The sequence below is a fragment of the Streptomyces shenzhenensis genome, assembly GCF_021462265.1.
In the GTDB taxonomy this organism is placed as follows: Bacteria; Actinomycetota; Actinomycetes; order Streptomycetales; family Streptomycetaceae; genus Streptomyces; species Streptomyces shenzhenensis.
This window is the reverse complement of record NZ_JAJONF010000037.1, coordinates 31,620-57,538: the sequence shown is the minus strand read 5'-3', so window position 1 is coordinate 57,538 and position 25,919 is coordinate 31,620. Positions and strand designations below refer to the sequence as shown.

At 72.5% G+C, this 25,919-nt stretch carries 24 protein-coding genes; 13 read left to right on the top strand and 11 right to left on the bottom strand.

The annotated features are described in order from the left end of the window. Positions 1-58: 58 nt before the first annotated feature. The 5 genes from LQ326_RS34630 to LQ326_RS34610 all read right to left on the bottom strand — a co-directional run bounded on the left by LQ326_RS34630 (position 59) and on the right by LQ326_RS34610 (position 6,452). Complete coding sequence (locus LQ326_RS34630; RefSeq protein WP_234543035.1) at positions 59-772, bottom strand: ArsR/SmtB family transcription factor; 714 nt, start codon at positions 770-772, stop codon at positions 59-61. Positions 773-1,261: 489 nt separating this feature from the next. Next, complete coding sequence (locus LQ326_RS34625; protein ID WP_234543034.1) at positions 1,262-2,692, bottom strand: MFS transporter; 1,431 nt, start codon at positions 2,690-2,692, stop codon at positions 1,262-1,264. A gap of 253 nt (positions 2,693-2,945) precedes the next feature. Further along, a complete protein-coding gene (locus LQ326_RS34620; protein WP_234543033.1) occupies positions 2,946-3,893 on the bottom strand; it encodes an aspartate carbamoyltransferase in 948 nt (315 codons plus the stop codon). Next, positions 3,887-4,768 (bottom strand): ThiF family adenylyltransferase, encoded by an 882-nt coding sequence (locus tag LQ326_RS34615; RefSeq protein ID WP_234543032.1) that lies wholly within the window; start codon positions 4,766-4,768, stop codon positions 3,887-3,889. Before LQ326_RS34615 ends, LQ326_RS34620 begins: the two co-directional genes overlap by 7 nt. Before the next feature lie 736 nt (positions 4,769-5,504). Next, positions 5,505-6,452, bottom strand: a complete 948-nt coding sequence (locus tag LQ326_RS34610) for a ScbA/BarX family gamma-butyrolactone biosynthesis protein (RefSeq protein WP_234543031.1) — start codon at positions 6,450-6,452, stop codon at positions 5,505-5,507. 120 nt (positions 6,453-6,572) lie between these two features. Between LQ326_RS34610 and LQ326_RS34605 the strand changes: the two genes are divergently transcribed. From LQ326_RS34605 to LQ326_RS34595, 3 genes are all read left to right on the top strand, one after another. Beyond that, entirely contained in the window at positions 6,573-7,202 is a 630-nt protein-coding gene (locus LQ326_RS34605; RefSeq protein ID WP_234543030.1) for a ScbR family autoregulator-binding transcription factor, read from the top strand. 187 nt (positions 7,203-7,389) lie between these two features. Continuing rightward, a complete protein-coding gene (locus LQ326_RS34600) occupies positions 7,390-8,175 on the top strand; it encodes an SDR family oxidoreductase (protein ID WP_234543029.1) in 786 nt (261 codons plus the stop codon). A gap of 210 nt (positions 8,176-8,385) precedes the next feature. Then, positions 8,386-9,156, top strand: coding sequence for an SDR family NAD(P)-dependent oxidoreductase (locus LQ326_RS34595; protein WP_234543028.1), 771 nt, complete (start codon positions 8,386-8,388; stop codon positions 9,154-9,156). Between the two features lie 149 nt (positions 9,157-9,305). Here LQ326_RS34595 and LQ326_RS34590 read toward each other — a convergent pair whose 3' ends face one another. From LQ326_RS34590 to LQ326_RS34575, 4 genes are all read right to left on the bottom strand, one after another. Next, a complete protein-coding gene (locus LQ326_RS34590; RefSeq protein WP_234543027.1) occupies positions 9,306-10,517 on the bottom strand; it encodes an MFS transporter in 1,212 nt (403 codons plus the stop codon). Positions 10,518-10,618: 101 nt separating this feature from the next. Beyond that, positions 10,619-11,221 carry a sigma-70 family RNA polymerase sigma factor gene (locus LQ326_RS34585; protein WP_308402071.1) on the bottom strand — a complete coding sequence of 201 codons (603 nt, stop codon included), beginning with the start codon at positions 11,219-11,221 and terminating at the stop codon, positions 10,619-10,621. Positions 11,222-11,421: 200 nt separating this feature from the next. Then, on the bottom strand, positions 11,422-12,366 hold the full coding sequence (locus LQ326_RS34580; protein WP_234543026.1) for a response regulator transcription factor: 945 nt from the start codon (positions 12,364-12,366) through the stop codon (positions 11,422-11,424). A 267-nt stretch (positions 12,367-12,633) separates the two neighbouring features. Then, positions 12,634-13,818 (bottom strand): IS701 family transposase, encoded by a 1,185-nt coding sequence (locus LQ326_RS34575; RefSeq protein WP_234543025.1) that lies wholly within the window; start codon positions 13,816-13,818, stop codon positions 12,634-12,636. Between the two features lie 526 nt (positions 13,819-14,344). Here LQ326_RS34575 and LQ326_RS34570 point away from each other — a divergent pair. Next, on the top strand, positions 14,345-14,980 hold the full coding sequence (locus LQ326_RS34570) for a TetR/AcrR family transcriptional regulator (RefSeq protein WP_234543024.1): 636 nt from the start codon (positions 14,345-14,347) through the stop codon (positions 14,978-14,980). A 245-nt stretch (positions 14,981-15,225) separates the two neighbouring features. On the opposite strand, the gene LQ326_RS34565 is transcribed toward LQ326_RS34570, so the two are convergent. Both LQ326_RS34565 and LQ326_RS34560 read right to left on the bottom strand, forming a co-directional pair. Beyond that, positions 15,226-15,702: a nuclear transport factor 2 family protein gene (locus LQ326_RS34565; protein ID WP_234543023.1), complete on the bottom strand. Its 477-nt coding sequence runs from the start codon at positions 15,700-15,702 to the stop codon at positions 15,226-15,228. Then, positions 15,699-16,475, bottom strand: a complete 777-nt coding sequence (locus LQ326_RS34560) for a maleate cis-trans isomerase family protein (RefSeq protein ID WP_234543022.1) — start codon at positions 16,473-16,475, stop codon at positions 15,699-15,701. The genes LQ326_RS34565 and LQ326_RS34560 overlap by 4 nt, the downstream gene beginning before the upstream one ends. A 307-nt stretch (positions 16,476-16,782) precedes the next feature. Between LQ326_RS34560 and LQ326_RS34555 the strand changes: the two genes are divergently transcribed. From LQ326_RS34555 to LQ326_RS34515, 9 genes are all read left to right on the top strand, one after another. After that, on the top strand, positions 16,783-17,937 hold the full coding sequence (locus LQ326_RS34555; RefSeq protein ID WP_234543021.1) for a hydroxymethylglutaryl-CoA lyase-like TIM-barrel protein: 1,155 nt from the start codon (positions 16,783-16,785) through the stop codon (positions 17,935-17,937). A gap of 68 nt (positions 17,938-18,005) precedes the next feature. Continuing rightward, positions 18,006-18,188: a lysine biosynthesis protein LysW gene (locus tag LQ326_RS34550; RefSeq protein ID WP_234543020.1), complete on the top strand. Its 183-nt coding sequence runs from the start codon at positions 18,006-18,008 to the stop codon at positions 18,186-18,188. 31 nt (positions 18,189-18,219) lie between these two features. Beyond that, the gene (locus LQ326_RS34545; RefSeq protein ID WP_234543019.1) at positions 18,220-19,068 is read left to right on the top strand and encodes an ATP-grasp domain-containing protein; all 849 of its coding nucleotides are present in this window, start codon (positions 18,220-18,222) and stop codon (positions 19,066-19,068) included. Next, positions 19,065-20,132 (top strand): N-acetyl-gamma-glutamyl-phosphate reductase, encoded by a 1,068-nt coding sequence (gene argC, locus LQ326_RS34540; protein ID WP_234543018.1) that lies wholly within the window; start codon positions 19,065-19,067, stop codon positions 20,130-20,132. Before LQ326_RS34545 ends, argC begins: the two co-directional genes overlap by 4 nt. Continuing rightward, complete coding sequence (locus tag LQ326_RS34535) at positions 20,129-20,929, top strand: amino acid kinase family protein (protein ID WP_234543017.1); 801 nt, start codon at positions 20,129-20,131, stop codon at positions 20,927-20,929. The genes argC and LQ326_RS34535 overlap by 4 nt, the downstream gene beginning before the upstream one ends. A gap of 33 nt (positions 20,930-20,962) precedes the next feature. Beyond that, on the top strand, positions 20,963-21,526 hold the full coding sequence (locus tag LQ326_RS34530; RefSeq protein WP_234543016.1) for a glutamine amidotransferase-related protein: 564 nt from the start codon (positions 20,963-20,965) through the stop codon (positions 21,524-21,526). Between the two features lie 77 nt (positions 21,527-21,603). Then, entirely contained in the window at positions 21,604-22,746 is a 1,143-nt protein-coding gene (locus LQ326_RS34525) for a Glu/Leu/Phe/Val dehydrogenase dimerization domain-containing protein (protein ID WP_234543015.1), read from the top strand. Then, complete coding sequence (locus tag LQ326_RS34520) at positions 22,743-24,422, top strand: AMP-binding protein (RefSeq protein ID WP_234543014.1); 1,680 nt, start codon at positions 22,743-22,745, stop codon at positions 24,420-24,422. The genes LQ326_RS34525 and LQ326_RS34520 overlap by 4 nt, the downstream gene beginning before the upstream one ends. Positions 24,423-24,541: 119 nt before the next feature. After that, positions 24,542-25,882, top strand: a complete 1,341-nt coding sequence (locus tag LQ326_RS34515) for a pyridoxal phosphate-dependent aminotransferase (protein WP_234543013.1) — start codon at positions 24,542-24,544, stop codon at positions 25,880-25,882. Positions 25,883-25,919 lie beyond the last annotated feature (37 nt).

Sequence of the window (25,919 nt, the reverse complement as noted above, 5' to 3'; positions counted from 1 at the left end):
ATCCGGAGTCGGCCGACGGGCGTGCGGCGGGACTCGCGCTGCCCGGGTGCCGGCGTGCTCATGAGCGGGCCAGCCTTTCCGGCGTCGTCCCGAGCCAGCGGGCGATGCCGCGTTTCCCCTCGTGTCCGACCGCCAGGATCCGGCTGTCGCGTTCCTGGGTCACCCAGTCCCTGGCCAGGAACGCGGACAGGATGTCCGCCCCGACGCGACCTGCGAGGTGGTATCTGTCGCTCGTCCAGTCGACGCAGTGGCGTACGACGGCCGGCGGTCCGCCGGTGTCGCGGACGTTGATGTCACCGAGCATGTCCCGGCCGGCCGAGGTGACCCGGTAGGCCGTGGGTCCCTTGCCCGTCCGGGTGATCGCCCCCCGGTCCAGCAGCCCCTGCATGACGGTGACGCCCAGGTCTCCCGCCACGTGGTCGTAGCATCTGCGGGCGGCCTTCAGCGAAGACGAACGGCGGTACGAGCGAAGCGAGTTCGGCTGGAAGGGTGGCGACAGCCGGGCCAGGCACTCCAGGGCACTGGCCACGTCGGCGGAGGCGAGGCTGTAGTAGCGATGCCGCCCTTCGCTGCGGACGGTGAGCAGCTCCCCGTCGACGAGCCGGGACAGGTGAGCACTCATCGTGGACTGGGCGACCCCTGCTTCCGCCGCCAGCTCCGACATCGCCAACGACTGCCGGTCCAGGAGGGACAGCAGGATTCGGGCTCTGGTCGGGTCGCCCATCAGGGCGGCCGGACCTACGAAGTTGGCGTCACCGGCTAAATCACGCACGGGCTCGGCTCCTCGGCTCCTCGTCTTCTCCCGTGGACGGAGGGCGGAAACCGCCCGGAAACCGTTCGCACATCCAGGCGTTACTCCGCCTGGACGCGCCTACCACGCTGGGCGGGGAACACACAATGAGTCGCCGGATTTTACGATTGTCAGCCCCGACTTGAGCAGGCCTGTGCTGCCGGTGCTCCTTCCGTCCGCACCGAGCCGTTCCTGCCCGGCGCCGCGCGACCGATCGGGGGGGCCGTTCAGCCGACGGCGGGGCCCGCCCGGCCGGCCGGAACGTCGGCCACCGGTTCGCGGCGCGGACGTGGCCGGACCCCGACGCCGCCCCGCCGGACGTGCCGCGTGCGGCGGGCCGTTCGGTGCGCATGAGGACCGGGGTCGAGGACCGAAGCCGGGGACCGACGCCGGGGACCGGCGCTCCCGGCGCTGCGAGGGCTCGAAAGCCGTGCGTCAGCGCGGTGTCGGGGGGGCGCGGGCGCCGCCGGGTCAGGATGCCGAGGTGTCCTCCGCTCCCTGCCGGGGGACGGACCAGACAGTCAGCAGCGCGGCCGCCGCCCACAGCAGGGCGCACAGCAGCCCCACCTGGTGGAGTCCGGCGCGGAAGCTCCCGTGCGCGGCCGGGTCGCCGACCAGTGAACCGAGCACCGCGATGCCGAGTGCCCCGGCGGCCTGCCGGGCGGTGTTGTTGACCCCGGAGGACAGGCCCGGCCGGTCGTCCGGACCGGCCCGCAGCGCCGCCGCCACGACCGCGGCGGTGAGCAGGCCCATACCGGCGCCCAGGCCGACAAGGACCGGAACCAGCAGCAGGTAGCCGCTGTCCGGGGCCACCGCGAGCAGGGAGAGCGAGCCCGCCACGCCCAGCAGCAGCCCGGCGAGCATCGGTGGTCGCGGCCCGAAGCGAGCGACCAGACGTCCGGTGAGGGGCGCGCCGGCCGCGAGCGGAACGAACAGCGGCAGCATCATGAGGCCGGCCTGGAAGGCACCGCGGTGCTGGACCCCTTGGATGTACAGCGTCACCACGAACACCGCGCCGATGCCGGTGAAGTTCATCGCGGCAGCCACCGCGTTGGCACCGGAGAACGCCCGGCGGCGGAACAGTTCCGGCGGCACCATCGGCGCCGGCGCGACCCGCTCCCGCCAGACGAAGCCGGCCAGCAGCACCGCCGAGAGCAACGCCTCCACGGCGACGGTCACGGTCGACGTGTCGCCTCCCGCCGCGACCGCGCAGTACACGATGGAGCCGAGGGCGGCCGCGGCGAGCGCGGCGCCCGGCAGGTCCATCCGGTGCTCCGGCGTGCCGTCACCGCCCGGCACGAGCCGCAGAGTGGCCAGCGCCGCCACCGCCACCAGCGGGACGTTCAGCCAGAAGACGGCGCGCCAGCCGGTGGCCGTCACCAGGAACCCACCGAGCAACGGCCCGGCCGGCAGCGCCAGGGCCGACACCCCGGCCCAGATGCCGAGGGCGCGGGCCTGCTCCGCGCGGCCGGGGAAGGTGCGTTGGACGACCGCGAGGGTGCCGGGCAGCAGCAGCGCCGCGCCGACACCCTGGAGCGCGCGAGCGCCGATGAGGACGCCGGCGGCGGGGGACGACGCGCACAGCAGGGACGCCAGCCCGAACAGCCCGAGCCCCGCGACGACCACCCGGCGGTGTCCCCACCGGTCCCCCAGGGCGCCGCCGGCCAGCAGGAACGCGGCGAGCGTCACGCTGTAGGCGTCGACCACCCATTGGAGTCCGGACAGACCGCCGCCCAACTCGCGGCCGATGCTCGGGAGGGCCACGTTGACCACGGTCACGTCGAGTTGCACGAGAAACATGCCGACGCACATCACGAGCAGCACGATGGTGCGCCGCCGACCGGCCGTCGTAGGGGCGAGACCCTGATATCCGCGGCCGGTTCCGGAGGGAGTCTTCTTCATGGTTTCCATCGTTACCCTGAGTATTTCGTCGCGGAGCGGAGCGCGCGCCGCGCGTCGAGGCGGGTGAGCACCCGGGTCCGTCAGTGCGGCAGCCGGTCCGGTGCCAGGTGCCGCGCCGGACAGCAGGTCCGCGTCCCCGGGCGCCGGTACCGTGGCAACCGGCGCCTTCGGCACCGGCGCGCACGCGGCGCGCGCATCAGCGGCTCGGGAGGCGGAGCGGGTCCGCGCCGTCCCGGGTCACGCGGTGCCGGCCTCAGGCCAGTTGGGACAGCAGGGCAGTGCGCAACGTCACGCCGCGGCGGACTCCGTCGAAGTAGTGCGTGTTCGGCAAATCGTCCGTTTCCGGGGGCAGTTCAGGCCCGCGTGGACCCGTATGGGTGACCGGTACGTCCGCCCCCACGGTGCGCAGTAATCGGGGACTGAGGACGAACCGCTCGTCGAGTGCCTCGCCGCGGCCGTGGTCGCGCACCGCACCCCGGTGGAAGTCGGAGAGCTCGAACGGGATCGCGCACACCGCGTCGGAGACCCGCAGCAGTTCCTCGCTGGTCTCCACGTGACGCCGGGACAGGCCGCTTTCGTCGATGAGGTCCGCCACGTCCTCCGGCAGCGTCGCGTCGTCGGGTGCGAGGAACACCAGCCCCTCGGCGCCGAAGGCGCGCAGCGCGTACACCAGGGAGCGGGCGACACGGCAGCCCGGATCACCGAGGTAACCGATGGCCGCGCCACGGAGCGTGCCCAGTTCCCGTCGTATGGTCCACAGATCCAGCATCACCTGGGTGGGGTGCTCCCGCTCGCCGGTGCCGGCACTGATCACCGGTACCGGACTGACCTGGAGCGCTTGTCGGGCCGCGTCGTCGTCGGTGTGCCGCAGGACCAGCACGTCGACGTAGCAGCCGAGCACCCGTACGGTGTCGTCGAGGGTCTCCCGGTAGAAATCCCCGGCCCGGGTGGTCGTGACATCGGCGAAGCCGATGGCGGAGCCGCCGATCCGATGCGCGGCGGCCTCGAAACTGAGCCGGGTGCGGGTGCTGTTCTGGTAGAACGCGGTGCCCACCAGCAGTCCGGGCGCCATCCGTGAGACGACGTCCCGGGGCTGTGCCTCCAGCCAGGCCGCGCGGTCGAACAAGGCCTCGTAGTCGGCCTCCGTCCACTCGGCCAGACTGGCCGCGTGGCGCGGGCGCGACGCCAGTGTCCTCACCACCACTCGCCCTCCACCGTCTTCATGGTCCACTTCTGGGTGTCGATCATGGAGTAGCCCGGGGTGACGGGCAGCGGTACCGCACCCGGCAACCGGTCCAGACCGGTGATCGCCTGGCCGAGCCGGGAGGCGAGCATGCCCTGGGCCAGCGGCGGGGTACCGGCGAAGATCGGGCATTCCCGACGGTGGACGAACCACTCGTCGAGCATCTCCCGGCTCGGATAGTCGGGCATCTCCGGTATGAAGCGGCTGATGAGCTGACGTGCGTTCTTCTCGTTCATCGGCTCGTGCTGCGGTACGCCGAAGTAGTCCTCGGCGGTCATCGAGTCCTTCGTCCACTTGAAGAAGAACGTGCGATGCCCGAAGACCGGCGTCAGCATCATGAACCGGCACTGTCCGGAACGCCGGAACGCCTGGTGGAGTGTGTACCGGGCGTCGATCTCGTACAGCTCGATCTTGTCGAGTACATAGTCGCAGCCCTCGAAGAACTCGTCGACGGTCGCCTCGCAGATGCCCTCGGGGAAGACGTCGATGTTCACGTCGCGCGTGGTGTCGTAGACGAGTTCGGCGACGGCCTCGGCCTTGTTGCGGCCGACGTTGCCGATCGTCGCGCCGAACTGCCGGTTGATGTTGGAGACTTCGAAAGTGTCCGGGTCCGCCACCTTCAGGTTCCGCACGCCCATGCGGACGAGCCGTTCGGCGGTGGCACCTCCGATGCCACCCACGCCGGCCACACCGATCGTCACGTCGCGCAGCCTGAGCTGCCGCGCGCGCTGCTCCTCCTCGGTGTCGCCGAGCCAGCCGAGGTTCCGCTTGACCCGCTCCCAGTAGTAGTTCTCGTCGGTCCGTTCGGCGACCAGGCGCTGACGGTCTGCCATGGCATCCCTCCGGTTCTCTCAGGACGTCGGGGGGTGGCGCCTCACGGTGGAGGTGGCGCGCTCCCCGGAACGTTCTCTCCACGCTAGGAGTCAGTGGCTTCGGCGCGGGTCGAAGTGTCACGGGAGAGACGCCGCCTTCAGTGGCGGACGGCTTTCGGCGGGGCGGAGGGCAGGACGGAGGGTCCGCTCCGCGTGGTGGCCGGTCGTGCTGAGAACGCGTCGGCTTCCGGTGGGTGTTTCTCATTCCATCCGTGGCAGCCGGTCGAGCCGGAGGTCCGGGTGTCTCGCGTGGTCCTGCAGGCCGGTGGCGGGCCTGCAGGACCACTGGTCAGCGGCGCGGCGGAACTGTGCGGGTCCGGTGCGGCGGCCTCTCCGAGGCCGGGGGCACGGTCCGGACACCGGCCCGGTTGCCGGGCTCGGCGCGGGCCGTGCCGGTGTGAAGAAGCGACGTCTTCTTTGCGTTGAACTTCTTTGCGTCGCCCTTCTTTGCGTCGCACGCGACGGATCTACGGCGGACGCCGGACCGGACGGCCGGCGGGTCGCACGAGCACCCCGGTACTCCCCCACCCCGGTGCTCCTCCGCCCCGGTGCTCCCGGCGTAGGCGGGCGCGCGTACGCCCGGTGGCGCCCTGCCCCCCATCCCGTCGCCGCACCCCCGGTGGACCCCCTCCGCGCCGGCCGCACCGGTGGACGCGCCGACGGGGTCGGTCCACCTCTTCGTACGGGACCGCGCTGCTCAGGCGGCGTGCGACAGCGCCGAGGTGTGGCAGGCCACCGAGCAGGTGAAGGCGGGTTCCCCCGCCTGCAGGGCGGTGATCGAGACACTCGGCCTCCCGGTCAGGTCCGGGCTGGTGGCCTCCGCCGCTATCCAGCAGGGGACGTCCAGCTCGACGAAACGGGAGAACTTCGCGTCGAAGCGCACCGGGGCCAGGCCCGGCGTCGTGGGCATCGCGTGCGCCGCCTGGCGGGCCGCCTCCAGCAGCAGCATGCCGGGGGCGTGGTCGACGGGGTGGTCGAAGAGGACCGGGTGGGAGGTGTCCCCGCGCAGCAGCCAGCGGCCGGCGAAGTCGCAGTCGGACAGCACGACGTCCGAATCCCGTGCCCGGTCCACGCGTCCGGCGTCGAGAGGCGCGGCGGGCGGCAGGGCCGCGGCGACGCACTGCTCCAGATCGGCGTGGGAACCGCGCAGCCGCCGGTAGACCGCGGGCGGGTTGCTGGTGAAGCGGGCGCGGGCGGTGCCCAGATGGACCCCGTCGCGCAGGGCGACGATGTCCATCGTCAGCGCGGCCAGGCGGGAGCCGCGCCGGGTCACCTGGGAGCAGGAGATACGCAGTTCGATGACGGCGGGGGCGTCGGTGACCTGCATGGCCGCCGGGCTGACCTCACAGGTCAGGTCCTGCCAGATGAGATGGTGGCCGAACGGGACCTCGTAGCCGACGTGCGAGATCAGCGGGACGTTCTGCCGGACGGTCTCGATGAACAGCAGCGGGTCGTAGAGGCCGTTCACGGTCTGGTAGAAGCAGTGGTCGGACGGCCATACGGCGACCACGGTGAAGGTGTCCGAACCGGTGCGCTCCCAGCAGACCAGGAGGACCTCGTCGGCGTCGCGCTTGTGGACGTCCTCCTTGGCGACCGAGTGCGCTAACGCGGGCAGGGCAGAGCTGAGCTGGGCGGTGTGAGTCATCAGGCTCCCCAGAAACGGTGACTTCAGCCACGTCGAGTGCCTCGGACGCTGGCCAATCAGGCCCGAGGCCAGTAACATAACGTGCGTTCTTTTTGTTTGTCGAGAGAGGCCGGATGTTCGATGCCGGAACCCAAGCAGGATCGCGCCATCAGGACACGAGACGAGATCATCCGCGCCGCCGCCGAGGTCTTCGACGAGCGTGGGTACAACGGGGCCAGCATGCGGGAGATCATGAAACGGGCCGGGGTCACCCTCGGCGCCGTCTACTTTCACTTCACGAACAAGGAAGCCATCGCCCGGGAGGTCATGAACGGCCAACCGGACACCATCGTCCCGTTCCTGGAGTCCACGGGACTGCAGCGGGCGGTGGACATCACGCTCGCCTGGTCGCGCCAGCTCCAGCGGGATCCGATGCTCCGCGCCGGCGTCCGGCTCGCCGTCGAGCAGTCCAACCTGGAGTTCCGCGACGCCTCGTCGTACTCGGCATGGGAGAAGATCTTCGAGGAGTGCCTGACCGTCGCGCAGGAGAAGGGCGAGCTGCGCGAGAACGTCTCCCCGCGTGACGTGGCCGAGTTCCTGGTCGGGGCGTGTACCGGCGTCCAGCTCTACTCCGACCTGCTGTACCGCCGGTCCGACCTGCCGCAGCGGACCGTCAAGATGTGGGAGTTGCTGATCCCCGGCGTCGCCGTCACGCGGACGGCGGAGCAGATCAAGGTGAGCGTCCGGCGTGCCACGGCGCTCGCCGCGTGAGCCGCGGGGCTCCTTCTCCCCGCGGCCGCCGCACACCGTCCGCCCATCTGCCGTGCCCACCACGGCGCTTGGGCCGACGGAGGGGCCGTACGCCCTGAACTGCCGCAAGCAGCAAGCCCGGTGACCTGCCGGGCATGGCCGAAATCGCTCGTCCCGGCATGTACGTCCCTGCGTCCCGGAGGTCGGTGTGACTACGAGGCCCGTCCCGTTCCGTACCCCTCTGCCCACGGCTCTTTGTGGGCAGAACGTCCTGGTCCTCGGCGGCAGTTCGGGCATCGGCCTGGCGGCCGCACGCCTGCTCGCCGGCAGCGGGGCGCGCCTGCACCTCGTCGCCCGGGACGCACCACGGCTGAAGGCGGCCGCCGCCGACCTGCCCGACGGGACCGTGGCGACGTCCTGGACGGCCGACGTGACCGACGAGACGCGCCTCATCGAGGTCTTCGACCGGGCCGGGCCGCTGGACCACGTCCTGGTGACGGCGGGCGCCGCGGCCCGCGCCCCGCTCGCGGACGCGGACCGGGAGCGGGCGCACGGGGCCTTCGACGTACGGTTCTGGGGCGGCTACGCCGCCGCCCGGGTCGCCGCCGAACGCCTGCCGGCCGGCGGGTCGATCACTCTCACGTCCGGTATCTACACCGTGCGCCCGGTGACCGGCGCCGCCGCCGCGATCGCCTCGGCCGCGGCCTGCGAGGGTCTTGTGCGGGCACTCGCCGTCGAACTGGCGGCCCGCCGCGTCCGGGTCAACGCGATCCGCGCCGGCGTGGTCGACACCCCACCGCTGCGCCGCCGGCTGAAGGTGGCCGAGGCGCACCCCGACGAGGCGGACGCCGCGGTCGCCGCCGCCGGCAGCCATCTGCCGCTCGGGCGCTACGGGACCGCCGAGGAGGCCGCGTCCGCCGCCGTGTTCGTGATGGCCAATGCCTATGTGACCGGGTCCGTGGTGACCGTGGACGGGGGACAGTCCCTGGCCTGACCCGGGGGCCGGGCCGCCGGGCCCGGCACGGAGCTCCGGGGCGCGAGACCTGAGGAATCCCCTCGCCGCCCCGGCAGGCCGGTGCGATGACGCACCGGTGCAGTACCGCAACACCCATGAGGATCCGCACAACATCCGAATTGCGCACATCATCGCGGCACACGACGCATCAGGGCGTCATGGGCGCGCGGTGCGGCCTAAGGACGGGGAATGAGCGTACGAGGAATGCTGGACGGAAAAGTCGTCATCGTCACCGGGGCGTCGAGCGGCATAGGGGCGGGCGCCGCCCGGCTGTTCGCCGCCGAGGGAGCCGCGGTGGTGCTGCTGGCACGCCGTGCCCACATGCTGGAGGTGCTCGTCAAGGAGATCGCCGCCGGGGGCGGCAGGGCCACCGCGGTGGCGGGGGACGTCGTCCGGCCCGACGACGTGCGGTGCGCGGTGGACACCGCGGTCGACACGTACGGGCAGCTGGACGGCGCGTTCAACAACGCGGGCTGGGCGACCGCGGGGACTCCCCTGCACGAGACCGAGGACTCCGTGTTCGACCAGATCATCGACGTCAATCTGCGGGGGGTGTGGAACTGCCTCAAGTACGAGGTGCCGGCCATGCTGGCGACGGGCGGGGGCGGTTCCATCGTCAACACCGCCAGCGTCGCCGGGGTGATCGCCACCGGGACCGCCTCCCCCTACATCGCCGCCAAACACGCGGTGGTGGGGCTGAGCCGGGCCGCGGCGGACGAGTACGGACAGCGCGGGGTACGGGTGAACTCGCTGATCGTCGGCAGCACCCGGACCGAACTGATGAACGACGTGCTCGAGGAGCAGCCCGAGTTGGAGGAGCCCTTCGTCGGCCGCTCCATGCAGCGGCGGATGGCGGCACCCAAGGAGGTGGCGGAGGCTGCCGTGTGGCTGTGCAGCGACCGGTCCTCGTTCGTCACCGGCACCGCGATGGCGGTGGACGGGGGCTGGACCGGGCGCTGACCGGACGGGTGTGACGCGCACCCGGAAGTGACCGCAGGACACCAGACGCCACGGGCCGCTGCCGGCCGTGGAGTCCGGTGTCCTCGCGGGCGAGGCTCTCCGGCGGCCCGGCCCGCTCTGCCGAGCCCGCCCGCTTCCGCCCGCCGCTCTCAGGCGCCGCCGCGGCGCGCCGCCGGGAAGCCGTGCGTGCGGGCTGCGACGACCGTCACGAGCACGGGGACCAGCAGCAGGAGCAGGCCGCGCGGCAGGGAGACGGCGCCGAGCGTGTCGAGCAGGATGCCGCCCGCCACCCCGCCGCCGGCCATGGCCACGTTCCACAGGGTCACGAGCATCGCCTGGGCGCCGTCCGCCTGGTCGCCGCCGGCGTTCCCCACGGCGGTCTGCAGCAGCGTGGGGACACCGCCCCAGCCCAGGCCCCACAGCGTGGCGGCGGTGTAGACGAGGGCCGGCTGCTCGGCCGGCACCGCGAACAGCGCGGCGCCCGCGGCGATGAGGAGCACGGACAGCACGGTCAGGCCCCGCAGCCGGCGGCTGATGTACGTGCCGACGACCCAGATGCTCAGCAGGCAGGCCGCGCCGAACACCAGCAGCACCAGATCGGTGGCGGCGCCCTGGCCGAGGTCGTCGAGGAGCGTCGCGATGTAGGCGTAGAGGAGGGTGTGGGCAAGGACGTAGACCAGCGTCACGAAGAGCACCGGGCTGACGCCGGGGACCGTGAGGGAGCGCAGCATCGGGACGCGGGCACCGCGCCGCTGCCCGGGGAAGTCGGGGACCGCGGCGGCGATCCAGCCGATCAGCAGGACGGTGAGCCCGGTCATGGTCAGGAACGCGGTACGCCAGCCGACCGCGGTACCGAGAAACGTTCCGGCGGGCACGCCCAGGGAGAGCGCGACGGGAATGCCGGCCATCGCGATGGCCAGGGCCCGGCCCTGCAGATGCGGCGGGGCCAGGCGCCGGGCGTATCCGGCGAGCAGCGCCCAGGCGAGGCCCGCCGCCACGCCCGCGACGAACCGGGCGGCCATGGTGAGCGGGTAGTCCGAGGACAGCGCCGTCACGGTGTTGGCCACGGCGAAGCCCGCGACGGCGCTCTGCAGCAGCCGCTTGCGCCGCCAGCCGGCGGTGGCGGCGGTCAGCGGGATCGCGGTGAGCGCCGTCCCGACCGCGTACACGGTCACGGTCTGTCCGGTGGCCGACTCGCTCACGTGCAGATCGGCGCTGATCGCCGGCAGCAGTCCGGCCGGCAGCGTCTCGGTGAGGCTGGTGATGAACACGGCCGTGGCCAGCGCGAGCAGCGCGGACAGCGGCAGCCTCCCGGCCGGTTCGGCGACCGGCGGGGCGCTGGTGGGTGTCTGGGTCGTCATGGGGGTGTCACTCACACCTTCGTACGTCTGGCCGCGCTGCGGCACCGGTCGGAATGGCGGTCGGTAGCGGAAGGACCCGCCCGAGGGGCGTCGGGCGGGTCCTAGGTCGTCTCCTCGGAGGCCAACGGTCCGGCGGTCAGGCCGTGGTGGCCCTCCAGGAGCGTGCGCAGGCGCCTGCGGCCGCGGTGCAGACGGGAGTTGACGGTGCCGGCCGGGATGCCGACCAGGGTCGCGATCTCCTCGTACGGCAGTCCCTCGACGTCGGCCAGGTAGACGACGACCCGGAAGCCGTCCGGGATGGCCATCAGCGCCCGGCTCACCTCGGGATCCGGGATCAGCTCCATGACCTGGGCCTCGGCCGACGGCAGCCCGCGGGAGGTGTGCGAGGCGACGCTCACGAGCTGCCAGTCCTCGAACTCGGAGGTGGGCGTGCAGCGCGGCTCCGTCTGCTTCCTGCGGTAGGACGTCAGGTAGGTGTTCTTCAGGATCCGGAACATCCAGGCCCGCAGGTTGGTGCCCGGATGGAAGCGGTGGAAGCCCCGGTAGGCCCGTGCGTACGTCTCCTGCACCAGGTCCTCCGCGTCCGCGGGGTTCCGGGTCAACCGCATGGCCTGGGCGTACAGCGGGGTCCGCAGGACGAGGGCGTCCCGCTCGAAGCGGGCCGAGCGCTGCTCGTCCGTCTCGGCCGCGGGTGCCGTGGTCATGTCCGTCATCACAGTCCTTGCGATCGGTACGTCCTGCGCCTCCGGGCGTGCCGCGGCCTGCGGCGACCGCACGCGTACGACGGGACCGGCGGGCGCTGGACGGCGCTCGGGAGGAGGGTGGGGCGGGACCGCTGCGGAGCGGGTGCCTCCGACGGCGGGGCGTGGGCCACCCCGGTGATCGGGCGATCTGGCCCCCGAGATTACATAGCAACTGTTCGGTTTGTAAGGGAGGTCTCGGTTCCGGGTGCGACCTCGGGAAGTTGCCGAAGTAGCTGCGGGAGGTGGGGCGGGGTGCCGTCCGGTGCGGGGGTCGCGGGTAGGGAACCGGTGACGGGAGCGGCGGGGTCCGGCAGGATGCCGGCGGGCGAGGAGTACGGGGGCGGCGGGCCGGTGGGTATCGGCTCCGGCGGCCGGTCCACGGACCGGGCGCGCGGCGGCGGGCCGGTGGGCGAGCCCGCGAGGTCGCCGGAGGCGCCCGGGTCCGGCCGGCCGCGGCCGATGCGGTAGCCGACGCCGCGCACCGTGACGATCCAGTCGCCGCCGAGCTTCGCCCGCAGGCTGCTGACGTGGGTGTCAAGGGTGCGGCTCGACGCCACTCGGTCGCTCTCCCAGATCTGGGTCATGATCTCGCGGCGGGAGACCACGGTGGCCGGACAGGAGGCCAGCAGATAGAGCAGGTCGAACTCCTTGGCGGTCACGTCGACCGTGCCGCCGTGCAGGCGCACCTCGCGCGAGCCTCCGTCTATGCGCAGACCGTCGACCGTCAGGGTCCTCGCGCCGGCCGAGCGCGGGCGGGCGCGGCGCATCACGGCCTGGATGCGGGCCATGACCTCGCGGGAGCCGCAGGACCTCGGCACGCAGTCGTCGGAACCGGCCTGGAGGGCGAGGACGCGGTCCAGTTCGGTGTCCCTGCCGGTGACCGAGATGATCGGGGTGTCACTGACCGATCTGATGGTCCGGCAGACCTCCAGGCCGTCTATGTCGGGCAGTTCGAGACCGAGCAGCACCAGGTCGGCGGCCAGGTGCAGTTTCAGGGCGGCTGTTCCGGTGCCGACGCTCTGGGCGTCGTAGCCCTGACGGCGCAGGTCGTGCACGGTGGATTCGGCCACGGCGGTGTGCTCGTCGACGACAAGGACGTTGACCATGGGGCTCACTGACTCCCTCGGACGGACCGGACGGTGGGTTGGGGGGGCGATCGGGCGCCGGCGGGGTCGGCGGTGCGGTGACGGGAGAGGGTGTTTCGCGGCCGGCGCGAGGAGGCCACGGTCGGAGCGGCGACCGGGCCGGGGCGGGGGCGCGGGGCCGGTGTTCCGGTCACCGAGCGGGGCCGCGGCCCCGGCGGGGGCGGGCTTCCTCCCTCGGCGCGGGACCCCCGGTGCCCCGCCCGTGCCGCCCGGGGTGGGTCAGGGCGGTCACGCGATCTCCCGTGCCGGGTCGCGGGACCGGGTCGTGGTGGCATAGGCGCAGGCCGCGGAGACCAGGGTCATGTGGTGGTGCCAGCCGGGGTAGGAGCGGCCCTCGAAGTCGAGCATGCCGAAGTCCTGTTCCAGGCGGTCGAGGGCGCGACGGGTGCCGCGGCTCAGCCGGGCCAGGCCGAGGAGGTGGTCCGCGGGGCGGTCCAGGAGGTTGGTGATCCAGACCTGCGGACGCTGGTCCTCGGCCGGGTGAACCTCGGTGAACAGGCGGAACACCTGACGCGTACCCGGTAACCGGGCCAGCGCGGACCGGGCCTGGGCGGTCCTGGGACGGGCGGGCCCGAGCGGCCGGACCGGTACCGGACCGCGGCCGCCCCGCCGGTGCAGCAACGCCAGCGCCGACGTGCCGCCCTGCGGGGGCACGTCGGTCCGGCGGACGGCCGACGGGGTGCCCGGGTCGGCGTCGGCCGGCAGCACGCGCAGGTTCGCCGGGACCGAGGTCACGAAGTCGTGCCCGCGCCGGCGCAGCACGATCGCCAGCGGACCGGCGTCCGGGCAGTCGCCGAGGTCGGCGACGACGGGAAAGCGCACCCCGTCGGCCGCCGCGGCCTCCACGAGGGACAGCGCGTGGGCCCACAGCGGCTGGTGGCGTACGGACTCCGGGATCCGGGTCCGCTCGCGCAGCCTGGCGTCCTCGTCCCACGGCGGCGGCAGCACCAGCCGCCAGTCCACGGGCAGGTCACCCACCTCCGAGGAGGCGAACAGGCCGAGTCCGAGCTGGCAGTTCACGGTACGGCCGAGGGTGGGCACGAACCGGCGGTGTACCCCGCAGCTGTGCTCCCCGCGCTTGGGCAGGATGGCCATGCCGATCGACAGGGCCCGGACGGCGGTCCGCCGCTCCGCCCAGCCGAGCAGTTCCCGGCGGGCCGGCGCCCAGTCCCAGGGGCTGGCGTTGACGAACTGGTGCAGCGACTGCGGCGCGGTGGGCGAACCGGAGACCGCCGCGGCCAGGTGCCGGATCGACTTACGGCCCGGTGCGGCCAGCAGGCCCTGCAGGTAGACGCGGGCCCAGCGGCGCTGGTCGGCGCGCGGGAGGTACCCGAACAGGGTCTCCGCGAACTCCGGCACCGGCTCGACGAACAGGGCCGGCCGAGGATCCGGAGTGGTGTGGCGCTCCGTCATGTTGCGTTCCCTCCTGGCAAGACGCACCCCCGTGGTCGCGTGACGGCGTCGGCTCGACCGGTGCGACGGCGACCCCAAAACCATAACGAACGTTCTCTTTGTTATTGTGGGAGTTGTCAGCACCTTTGCCAAGTCGGCCGGTGACCTCACAGGAGTCGCAGGGAGCCAGAAGCAGCCATCCCCGGATGGGGCGCGATCGCGCCATGAAGGCGAAGCCGCCTACGCCTACCCGGTGTTGATATTGTGCATAAGCTAATCGGCGCGAGGGAACGGATCACTTGGGCGTCCGAGCGAGTGAAGGACATACGTGCTCACGCACACGCGTGCGATCAACTTCCGCCACCCATGGGCGATCTCGCGACACCTGGCGAGAATTCGCTGTCGCAATGAACATGGTCCACCATGTGAACACATGCGTGGAACGGGAAGGAACGCCGGCTGTCGATGAGTTGGACGGGCGTGCGGTGTCCGGTCCCCATCGGACCGTGCGACGGCCCCACAGTGGGCGAATCTCTGGAGACGGACCATGGTGAAGCAGGAGCGAGCCGCACGCACGCGGGAAACCCTGATGCAGGCGGCGGCCGAGTTCTTCGATCGCGACGGATACGGCCTAACAACGTTGTCACGGGTCAGCAAGGCGGCCGGCATCTCCATGGGCGCGCTGACGTTCCACTTCCCCACGAAGGACGACCTGGCCGACGCGGTCCAGGTGCGCGGCGGCTCGATGACGCGCGCGGCGCTGGACAAGGTCACCGCCACCGCCGACGAGCCGCTGCAGATGCTGGTCGGCGTGACACTGGAGCTCGCCCGGCTGCTGGAGAAGGAACCGATAGTGCGCGCGGCGGCACGCCTCAGCCGTGAGCGGCGCGGCACCTCGGCCGACTGGCCGGCCACCTGGCTGCCCGCCGTCGAACGGCTCCTCGGCAGCGCCACGGAACGCGACCTGCGCCACGGCATCGACATCAAGGCCGTCCGCGCCCTCGTCGTCCACCTCATCACCGGCGCGGAGGCCGAGACACGCTGCATGTCGGCCCACGCCAAGGACCGCACCGACGGCGCCGAGGCCCAGCTCTCCGACATCTGGCAGGTGGTCCTCCGAGGAGTGGCGGACCAGCCCCGCACCGACCCCCAGGCCCATGGCGAGGAAGAACTGACGTCCTGAGACACCGCCCCCGTCTCCGGGACCCGGCCGACTCGCACCAGCCGGCCGTACGCATCCCCCATCGGCTTGCCGCCCACGTCCGGCGACAGTGAAACGGCACGGCCGCGACGTTCGCCCAGACGTCGCGGCCGTGCCTTGGGAAGCCGCCCCGGGAGGGGGGTGACGGGGCGGCAGGTCTCAGAAGAACGGAACTCCAGAAAGCAGGGGCAGCACGGGGACAGGGGCCCTCACACCCCCGTCACGCTTCAAGCCGGCGTCTGCGGCCTCGCCGACAGCCCCGTCACCGAACACGTCCGGATCCGCACCGCACCCTCCTCCCGCACCACGGTCCAGATCTGCTGGACGTCATGGGCCGGCGCCCGGCGTCGTGCCAGGCCTGCCCGCCGCCTCCCGCGCCGGCCGACGCCCAGCCGGATCTCCGCGCTGGGGCCGTCGTTGAGGCGTACGTCGGCGGAGGCGAGGGTGTGGACGCCGCCGGCCGGCCCGCGGCTCGCGGCGGCGTACCACCTGCGGAAGCCCTCGCGCTCGCGGAAGACGCCTTCGGGCAGGTGCAGGACGAGGCCACGCCGGACGAGCAGGGGCAGCAGGTCGGCCACCGGTGCGCGCCGGTCGAGGGCGGCGAACCAGTCCTCGGCGAGCCTGACCACCGCGCTCTCGGTGAGCCGGGCGGGCACGCCCTGGGAGTGCCGGGCCGGCGCGGGACGGGACGCGGCCCAGGTCATGCCGCGCTCACCGCCGGGCCGGGCCGCCGGGCCAGCCGTCGCAGCAGGTGGTGGCCCGCCTCCTGCGGGCCGGCCGTGCCCAGGGTGCGCGAGGCCCACCAGGCGCAGGCCAGGTTGGAGGTCAGCAGCACCCGGCCGGTCTCGCGGGCGAGTTCGTCCAGCGCGGCCAGGGTGTACATGCCCGTGCCGGTGAACAGCAGCGCGGAGTCGTCGTCCCCGAACGCCTGGGTGCGGACGCGCTCCAGGAGGGACTCGGTGGTCACCTCGTAGGGGTTGAAGCGCTCCTCGGCCGTTCCCGGGGCGCCCGCCGGGACGAGCACGGTGCGGACGACCGTCAGGCCGGCCTCCTCCCAGTAACCGCGGGACGTCTCGGTCAGCCAGGGCTCGTAGGGCGAGACCAGGGTGAGCCGGGTGAGCCCCAGTGCCGCGCACGCCGCCAGAATCGCCCGCGTCGAGGACAGCACCGGATGGCCGGCCCGCTCGCTGAGTTCGGCGCAGAACCGGCGGTCGCCCTCGGGCGAGAGCAGATAGTGCGAGGCGCTGCAGGCGACGACCGCGGCGTCGAGGCGCATGCCGCCGAAGTCACCGAGCGTCTTCGGCAGGACGGCGTTGTAGGTGTCGAGCATCTCGCGGAGCCCCATGCCCGGGGTCACCGGGAAGCGGGCGGCGAAGACGTTCATCCGGTCGCCGACAAGGCGGTTGAACTCGGGCTCGGCCGTCGGGTTCTCCGGAGGGACGACGACACCGAGCCGGGGTATCCCGGGAAGACTCATGACGGATCACCAATCTGCCGTAGATCTGCCGTATCTGCCGCTGGGGATCGAAACTAATCCGGTCCGGGCGGCCGCGTCAGTAATTCCGCGACGAATTAGCCGGATTCTGACCTGCTTTCCGAGCCGCTTTCCTGCCCTCACGTCCGCTTGACGATATCTCACATACCCCTGACACGCGGATCCTTGACGCAGGATACCCACTTTCGGAAGGCTGTTCGCACAGCCACCGCAGCACTCGCATTTCGGCGTCTGCTGCGTCCACTTACCGGATTTCCGCTTCTCTGCGAATTCCAAAGGAGTGAATGCGATGGCGGTATCAACGCAGGACGGAGGCCTCCCTCAGGGGCTTCCCCACATTTCCGACGCGACCCTCCGGGATTCCGCGCACATGGCCGGCGTGGAGTTCGGCCCGAAGGACGCCGCGGTCATCTCCGACCTGCTGGTGAAGACGGGCGTGGACCTGGTCGAGGTCGGGATGATCTCCGGGCCCGCGTCGAAGGACGCGGACCTGATCCTCGCCGTCCACGAGTCCGTCGGACCCGAGCGCAGCATGTCCCTGGTCGTGGTCCGGGACCGGCACCAGGTCGTCAAGGCGCTCGACGAGGCGCTGCGGCTCGGGGTGACCCATGTGATGTTCTCGATCCCGACGTCCGAGCAGCACGCCCGGCTCAAACTGGGCACGCCGAGCGCCAAGTTGCTGACCGCGGTGGCCAAGGCGGCCATCCAGGCCGCCAAGGACCGCGGCTTCCACGTCACCTTCAGCGGTGAGGACGGCGCCCGTACGCCCCGGGAGCGGCTGGTGCCGTATGTCACCGCCGGTTTCGAGGCCGGGGCCGACCGGTTCCGGCTCGCGGAGACGGTCGCGTATCTCACCCCCTGGCAGATGGAGGAGAAGATCGCCGATCTCACCGCCGTCGACGGCTCCGAGATCGAGATCCACTCGCACAACATGCTGGGCATGGCGGTCGCCAACTCGCTGGCCGCCCTGCGGGCCGGCGCCCGGTGGATCTCCGCCACCGTCGGCGGGATCGGCGAGCGCGGCGGCAACGCGCCGCTCGCCGAACTGCTCACCTCGCTGCGGGTCGTGCACCGTGACACCCGCTTCGACCTCAGCCACCTCACCGAGCTGTCCCGGGTCGCACTGGCCGGCGCGGGGCTGGGCGAGGCCTTCCAGTCCGGCCCGACCACCCCGCACGCCTTCGCGTACGAGCTGCCCGGCCAGCTCAGCCACCCGGAGGCCTACGAGACCCTGCCCGCCGAGCTGGTCGGCAACGCGCGCGAGCTGCGCGTGCGCTCCCGGCTCACCCCGGCGCTGGTCAAGTGGGCGCTGGCCGGCGAGGCCGACGACCTCGACCTCGACGCCTTCACGACGTGGCTGACGTCCCGTCAGGAAGAGCGTGGCAACCCCCTGCTCAACGCGGACGACGTCCGCAAGTCCGCCGTCGAGTTCCGGGCCCTGTGAGTCCGCTCGGCGCACCGCGAACCGCATCCGGGCCGCACGGGCCCGGCCAACCGTTCTGGAGACCACACATGTCCACCACCCTCACCGGTGCCTGCCCCGAGTGCGAGACGGATCTGACCACCCCTCCGATGATCAAGGGCGAGACCCTCGCCTGTCCCGAGTGCATGCTCACGCTCCGGGTCGAGGACATCGACGACGGCGCGCTCTCCCTCCAGATGGTCGAGGTCCAGCTCCGCGACTGGGGCCAGTGAGCGCCCCGGGCGCACGGAGGAGTGACCTGTCATGGGCGGCAAGGTAGCCATCGTCGCGGATCGCGTCGGCTGGGAGGAACGCCAGCTGATGCAGGCCGCGAGCGCATTCGACCTGGACATCGAGTGGGTCAACGACGAGTCCCTGTGCCTCGGGGACCCGGACGCCGACTCGATCAGCGACTACGACGCGGTGCTCGTCCGCAGCCGCAGCTACACCCGCGGCGGACTGCTGGCGAGCCTCGCGGAGGCGTCCCGGATCCCCACGCTGAACTCGGCGTCGGCGATCCACGCGTGCGAGAACAAGCTGGCGCTGCGCACGCTGCTGCGCTCGGCGGGGGTGCCGGTGCCCGACTTCCGGCTGGTGCTCTCCCGCCGCGACTTCGAGAAGGCGCTGGAGCAGTTCTCGCTGCCACTGGTGCTGAAGCCCGTCTTCGGCGGCATGGGCAAGCGGGTGACGCTGCTGCGGCACTCGGACACCGCGCAGTCCGTGTACGACTACGTCGAGGACCTCGGCCACGCCTTCGAGCAGGCCTGTCTGCTCGAACCGTTCGTCGAGGGCGGTTCGGTCCGCTGCCTGGTCGTGGGCCGCGAGCTGGTGGCCGCCGCGCGGTTCGTCAGCGGCGGCGCCGACTGGCGCAACAACGCGGCCCTCGGCAACCGCACGCAGTCGGTCGACCAGCAGCCCGAGCTGCTGAAGATCGTGGACAGCGTCGTGGACGTCCTCGGCAGCGGAATCTACGGCGTCGACCTGTTCGAGACGACGTCCGGCTATGTCGTCAACGAGGTCAACCACGCGCCGGCCTTCCGGGGCGTGGCCACCGCGACCGGCGTGGACGTCACGTCGGCGGTCGGCCGTCATGTGCGGGAGGTCCTCGGATGATCCGCGTCGGTGTCGTCGGCGCCTCCGGGCTGGCCGGCGGCGAGCTGATCCGGCTGATCGTCCAGCACCCGGAGCTGGAACTGACCTTCCTGGGCGGCTCGTCCAGTGCGGGCAAGCGGCCCTCGCAGCTGCACCCGGGGCTGCGCCTCGACTTCGGCGGGCTGACGGTCGAGCCGGTCGGGGAGGACCCCGCCGAACTCGCCGAGCGGTGCGACGCGGTGTTCCTCGCGACGCCCGCGCCGGTCTCGGCCGAGCTGGCCGGGCGGCTCGCGGACCGGGTGCCCTGTGTGCTCGACCTGAGCGGCGCCTTCCGCATCCGCACCCCGGAGCTGCACGACCGCTGGTACCCGAAGGTGCGGCGCCGGACCGACCTGGCGGATCGATTCGTCTACGGCGTCCCCGAGCTGGTCGGCGAGGAGCTGGCCGGTGCCTCGCTGATCTCGCTGCCGGGCTGCTACGCCACCGCGATCACCCTGGGGCTCGCCCCGCTGGTCCTGGAACTGGGTCTGGACCTGAAGACGGTGGTCGTGGACGGCAAGAGCGGGTCGAGCGGCGGCGGCCTCCAGCTGCGTACCGCCGATCTGCACCCGCTGCGCAACGGTGCCATCGCGCCGTACGCACCGGTGGGGCACCGGCACGCGGCCGAGGTCGGCGACTTCTTCGAGCGCGGCAAACCGGGCCACGTGCAGTCGCTGACCATGTCGGCGTACGGCGTCTCGCATGTGCGCGGACTGCTCGCCAGCGCCTATGTGTTCACCGACGACGAGGTGGACGCGCGCACGCTGCAACGGACGTATCTCCGTTTCTACAAGGGTCACCGCTTCGTGCGGGTGCGGCGCAACACCGAGACGCTGATCCCGGTGCCGGACCCGCAGGCGGTGCTCGGCTCCAACTACTGCGACGTGACCGTGCTGCACGACCCGGACGGCGGGCGCATCGTCGTGCTGGCCGCGCTGGACAACATGGTCAAGGGCGCGGCAGGGCAGGCCGTGCAGGCCCTCAACAAGCGGTTCGCGCTGCCGGAGGAGACGGGGCTGACCATGCAGCCCGTGATGCCGGCATGAGCATCGCGAACCGGGTCACGCCCTTGGTGGTCAAGCTCGGCGGCAGCTGCCTGGACACCCTCGCCGAGGACTGGTGGGACGACCTGGCCGGGTACGGCCGGGTCCGCCCGCTGGTCCTGGTGCACGGCTGGTCGAAGCCGCTCAAGCGGCTCAGCGCCCGGTACACCGACCCCTCGGCGGTCCTGCGGGACCGCTACGGCAACCAGAGCCGGTGGACCACGCCCGAGGTCATCGAGGACATCAGGACCGTCAGCGCGGAGCTCGGCAAGGAGGTCGTCACCCGGCTGGAGTCCCGGGGCCTGACGGCCGAGCGGCTGATCGGCAGCGACGGGCTGGTCGGCGCGGGCGAGGGCGAGCGCTGGTGGTGGCGCGGCAAGGAGCTGGTGGAGCTGGAGAACCTCGTCGGCCCGATCACCAAGGTCGACGCGAGCCTGCTCGGCGAGCTGCGGCCCGGCCACAGCCACCTGGTCACCCCGCTGGCCCGCAACGGCGCCGGACAGGAGGTCAACACCGACGCCGACCGGGCGGCCGCGGCCGTCGCGGCGGCGGCCGGAGCCGGCGACCTGGTGCTCGTCACCGACGTCACGCACCTGCTGATCGACGGCGAACCCGTGTCCTCGATCACCGCCGAGGCGGCGGCCGGCTTCCGCGACCGCGGGGCGACCGGCGGCATGCGCAAGAAGCTGCGGGCGGCCGGGGAGGCACTGGACGGCGGTGTCGAACGGGTCGTCATCGGCAGCGCGCCGGTCACCGAACTGCTGGCCGGCCGCACCGGCACGGTCATCACCCGGGCCTGAGCGCCCGGGACGAGACGAGAGGAGCGACGACTCGTGGCCATATCGCGGGTTCTCGTGGTGAACAACGGAACCCTGTCGCTGAAGCAACTGCGCAGGCGCTTCGAGGAGCTGGGATCAGAGACCGACGCCGTCGACGCCGCCTCGGTGCCGCACACGATCGCCGGGCGCTATCAGGCGATCGTGCTGAGCGGCACCAAGGTCCGCGCCTACGACAGCGACCACTACCGGCCGCTGATCGACCTGGTCATGACCGCCGACGTCCCGGTGTTCGGGATCTGCGGCGGCATGCAGATCATCGCCGTGGCGAACGGTGCGGAACTGGTCGAGGGGCCGCAGCGGGTCGGCGGGTTCGACGTCCAGGTCGACACGGAGGAGCCCCTCTTCTCCTACGTCAAGCCGACCGTCACGGTCTTCGAGCGGCACACCCTGTACCTGCGGGCCGCCCCGGACGGGTTCCGCGCGATCGGGCGGTCCGAGCTCGCCCCGGTCGAGTTCCTGCGGTCCGGGGACGGGCGCATCCACGGGGCGCAGGCCCATCTCGAGTTCCGCCAGGACGGCAAGGACATCCTGCGCGGATTCGCCGATCTCTACCGCTGAAGGCCCGACGGCCGCTGCGAGGAGCCGTGGCCGGGCCGACTTCCTTTTCCCACCGGATCGATCGTGAGGTTCACGTAATGAGCGTTCTGGACGACGGGGCGGCGCGCGAGGGCGGCGGCGAGCCCGCCTTCACGGTCTCCCTCAACGGCGGCCGCGGCCCGCTGAAGGGCTGGGTCGTGGTCGACTCCCTGGTCGACTCGCTGGCCATGGGCGGCACCCGGATGACCCCCGACGTCACCGAGGCGGAGGTACGCGCGCTGGCCCGCGGCATGACGCACAAGCTCACCCTGGTCGGCCTGCCGATCGGCGGCGCCAAGGCCGGCATCGTCGCCCGCGGCGGCGACCGTGAGGAGACCCTGCGCGCCTTCGGCCGTACGGTCGCGCCGCTGCTGCACGGCGGCATCCACCTGGGCTGCGACATGGGCGTCACGCCGGCCGACCGCAAGGTCTTCTTCGCGGAGGCGGGCTACGACCCGCGCCGCAAGAACCGCGCCGTCGACATGCCGTACGACTGGCGCACGTACTACGAGCCGCTGGTGGACTGCACCGGCCACGGTGTCGGTGTCGCCGCGGTCACCGCGCTGGAGCAGGTGCACGGCTCGGGCGGCGCGCGCCGGGTGGTGATCCAGGGCTTCGGCAGTGTCGGGCGGGCGGTGGCACGGTTCCTGGAGCACCGCGGGCACCGGATCGTCGGCGTCGCCGACATCCAGGGCACCATCAGCGCGGACCGGCTGCCGGTCGACGACCTGCTGGAACTCACCGACGGCTTCGGCCGGATCGACCGCTCGCGGCTGCCGCAGGGCGTCACTGTCTCCGAGGAGCCGGAGGCGTGGCTGGACCTCGACGCCGACGTGCTGGTGCTGGCCGCCAACCACGACGCCGTCAACTCCGGCAACGTGCACCGGCTGCGGGCCGGGCTCGTGGTCGAGGGCGGCAACATCACCGTCAGCCCCGAGGCGCGGCTGAAGCTCGCCGTCGCCGGCGCCACGCTCGTCCCGGACGTGGTCGCCAACGTCGGCGGGGCCGCGGCGGCGGGCCTGGCACTGGCCCGCGTGGTGCCCTTCGAGCTGCCCGGCGACCAGCGCAAGAACTGGGTCTTCGACTGGGTCGGCACCCGGGTGCGGCGCAACACCCTGGACCTGCTGGAGATCGCCGCCGCGGCCCCGCACGAGGACCCCTTGCCGGCCCTGATATCCGCGCGTCGGAAGGAGCACCGATGACCAGCGCCCCGCCCTTGGAGACCGTCGCGATCACCACACCGCTGCCGCACGACCGGACCAGCCGTGAGGCGCTGTACCGGCAGCGCGGCTGGTGGCGGGACGAGACGTTCCTCGACGACCTGCGCCGTCAGGTCCGGCTGCGCCCGCACAAGATGGCACTGGCCGGCCGCCGGATCACCCAGGCCCGCACCGACACGCTGGACTACTCGGAACTGGCCCGGATCACCGACCGGTTCGCCGGCGCCCTCGTCGAACTGGGCGTGCGACGCGGCGATTTCGTGGCGGTCCAGCTGCCCAACCTGTGGGAGATGGTGCCGCTGATCTACGCCTGCATCCGGGTCGGCGCGGTGGTCTGCCCGATCTCCCCGATCTGCCCCGAGGAGGAACTGCGCCACCGGCTGGGGCTCACCGAGGCGCGGGTGTGCGTGACGGTCCCGGAGTGGGACGGCACCCCGCTGGGCAAGATCGTCACCGGGTTGCGGCACGAACTGCCCACCCTGGAGCACGTCGTCGTGGTCGACGGGCACGCGCCCGAGGGAGCGATCGACTTCCACGACCACTTCGTCGCCGCCCCCTGGGAGGACGTGCACGGCGACGAAGAACTGGCCGGCCTCGAACTACGGCCCGACGAACCGTTCGTCGTGCTGTTCACCTCGGGCACGACCGGCGAGTCCAAGGGCGTGCTGCACAGCCAGAACACCGTGCACGCGGCGATCCGCGGCTACGCCGACACCTTCCTGCTCGACCACAGCCTGGTCGCCGTGGTGACCACCCCGCTCGTGCACTACTCGGGGTTCGCGCAGGGCATCCTCGCCGGCGTGATGCTGGGCGGCACCATCGTCTTCCAGGACAAGCGCAGCAACGGCGTCCTGCTGGACCTGGTGGAACGCTATGGCGGCACGCTGGTCTACGGCCCGCCGGCGACCCTGACCGACATCGCCGAGTCGCAGCGCCGCGACCCCCGTGACGTGAGCACCCTGCGGCACGTGGTGACCGGCTCGGCGCCGGTGCTCCAGCCGCTGGTGGACGAGCTCCGGGAGACCCTCGGTGCCCGCACCTACTCGCTGTGGGGGATGTCGGAGAACGGTCCGGTGACCATCACCCGCCTCGACTACAACCAGGACTGGGCGGCGCACAGCAACGGGCGGCCGATCGACGCCATGGAGATCCGGATCGACAAGTGCCTGAACCCCACCGAGCGGGCCCCGGTCGGCCGGCTGCGGGTGCGGGGCGCGTCGCAGGCGCTGACGTACTACCGGCGCGACGCGGTGTTCCGGGAGCAGATGATCGACGACGGCTGGTTCGACACCGGCGACGTGGCGCGGGACGACGGGCGCGGCGGCATCCGCGTGCTGTGCCGGGCCAGGGACGCCATCATGCGGGACGGCATGGTCGTCCCCATGGCGGAGCTGGAGTCGATCATCGCCCGGCATCCGCACGTGGCCGAGGCCGCGCTGGTCGGGCCGGCCGGCCGGGTCTCCGACCCGATCCTCGCGGTGATCGTGCCGAAGGGCACCCAGGTGCCGTCCCTGGCGGAGGTCCGCGCCCACCTGCGGGCCGCCGACATCGACGAGCGCTTCCTGCCCGACCGGCTGGAGTCGCTCGACGCGCTGCCCAAGACCCTGACGGGCAAGGTCCGCAAGGCGAGCCTGCGGCAGCAGTTCGGCGACGCGTGAGACGGCGGGGTGCGGAAGCGGACGGCGCTCCCGCACCCCCGCTCCGGCCGGTTCCCCCCTCCCCTCCCTCTCGCGCTCCCGCGTCCCCCTCTCACCCTCCGATGTCCTGGGAGTCAGTCATGCCACAGCCCGGTTCGGTGACCATGTCGGCCACGCTGGCCGCCGACGAGGCGCTCGCGCGCCGACGGGCGGCCGGGGAGCGGGTGATCCCGATGACGAGCGGGGAGATCGGGCTGCCGGTCCTGCCGGAGCTGCGGGAACGGCTCGCCGCCGCGGCGCGCCTCAACTCCTACGGCCCGGTGGCCGGCAGTCCCCGGCTGCGCGCGGCGGTCGCCGGGTACTGGGGCCGGCGCGGGCTCGACACCGACCCCGGGCAGATCGTGTGCGGTCCGGGCAGCAAGCCCCTGCTGTTCGCGCTGCTGCTGGCCATCGGCGGCGACGTGGTCGTGCCCAGCCCGAGCTGGGTGAGCTACGCCGCGCAGGCCCGGCTGGCCGGCGCACACCCCCTGCCGGTTCCGGTGCCGCCCGGCCAGGGCGGCCTCCCGGACCCGGACCGGCTGCGCACGGCGGTCGCCGCCGCCCGGGCCGAGGGCCGCGACCCGCGCTCGGTCGTGGTCACCCTGCCGGACAACCCGACCGGCGCGGTGGCCGAGCCGGAGACGGTGCGCCGGCTCGCGCGGGCGGCACGCGACCTGGACCTCGTGATCGTCTCGGACGAGATCTACCGCGACCTGGTCCTCGACCCGGACGTCCGTGCCGAGTCGCCCGCGCTGCACGCCCCCGAGCGCACGGTCGTCACCACCGGCCCGACGAAGAACCTGGCGCTCGGCGGCTGGCGGCTCGGCGCGGCCCGGCTGCCCGCCGGCGAGACGGGCCGCTCGCTGGCCGACCGGCTCACCGTCGTCGCCAGCCAGATCTGGTCCAGCGCCGCCGCGCCGGTGCAGGAGGCCGTGGCGTACGCCTTCGAGGAACCGCCGGAGGTGGTCGCGCACCTCGCCGCCTGCCGCCGGCTGCACGGGGCCGTGGTGCGGGCCGTCGCCGGGCGGTTCGCCGCGGCCGGCGCCCTCGTGCCGCCCGTCCGCGCGACCTGCTACGTGTACCCGGACTTCGAGCCCCTCCGCGCCCACCTGGCGCGGGCGCACGGGGTGCGCTCCGGGGCCCGGATCGCCGAACTCCTGGTGTCCCGGCACGGGGTGGGGCTGCTGCCCGCGAGCGCCTTCGGTGAGCCCGAGCGCTCCCTGCGGCTGCGGGCCGCCACCAGCCGGCTCTACGGCGACAGCGACGACGAGCGCGAGACGGCCCTGTCGGCCGCCGACCCGCTCCGACTGCCGTGGATCAGGGCGTCGTTGGACCGCGTCACCGAGGCCCTGGCCGACCTGACCGGCGGCCGGGGCGCGTCGGCCGCGGGGCAGGACCCGGCCGCGCAGGGCGGCGCCGGAGACCTTCAGAACCACAACTGACACACCATCAACCGCCGTATGCCGCGCGGGTTCCGCG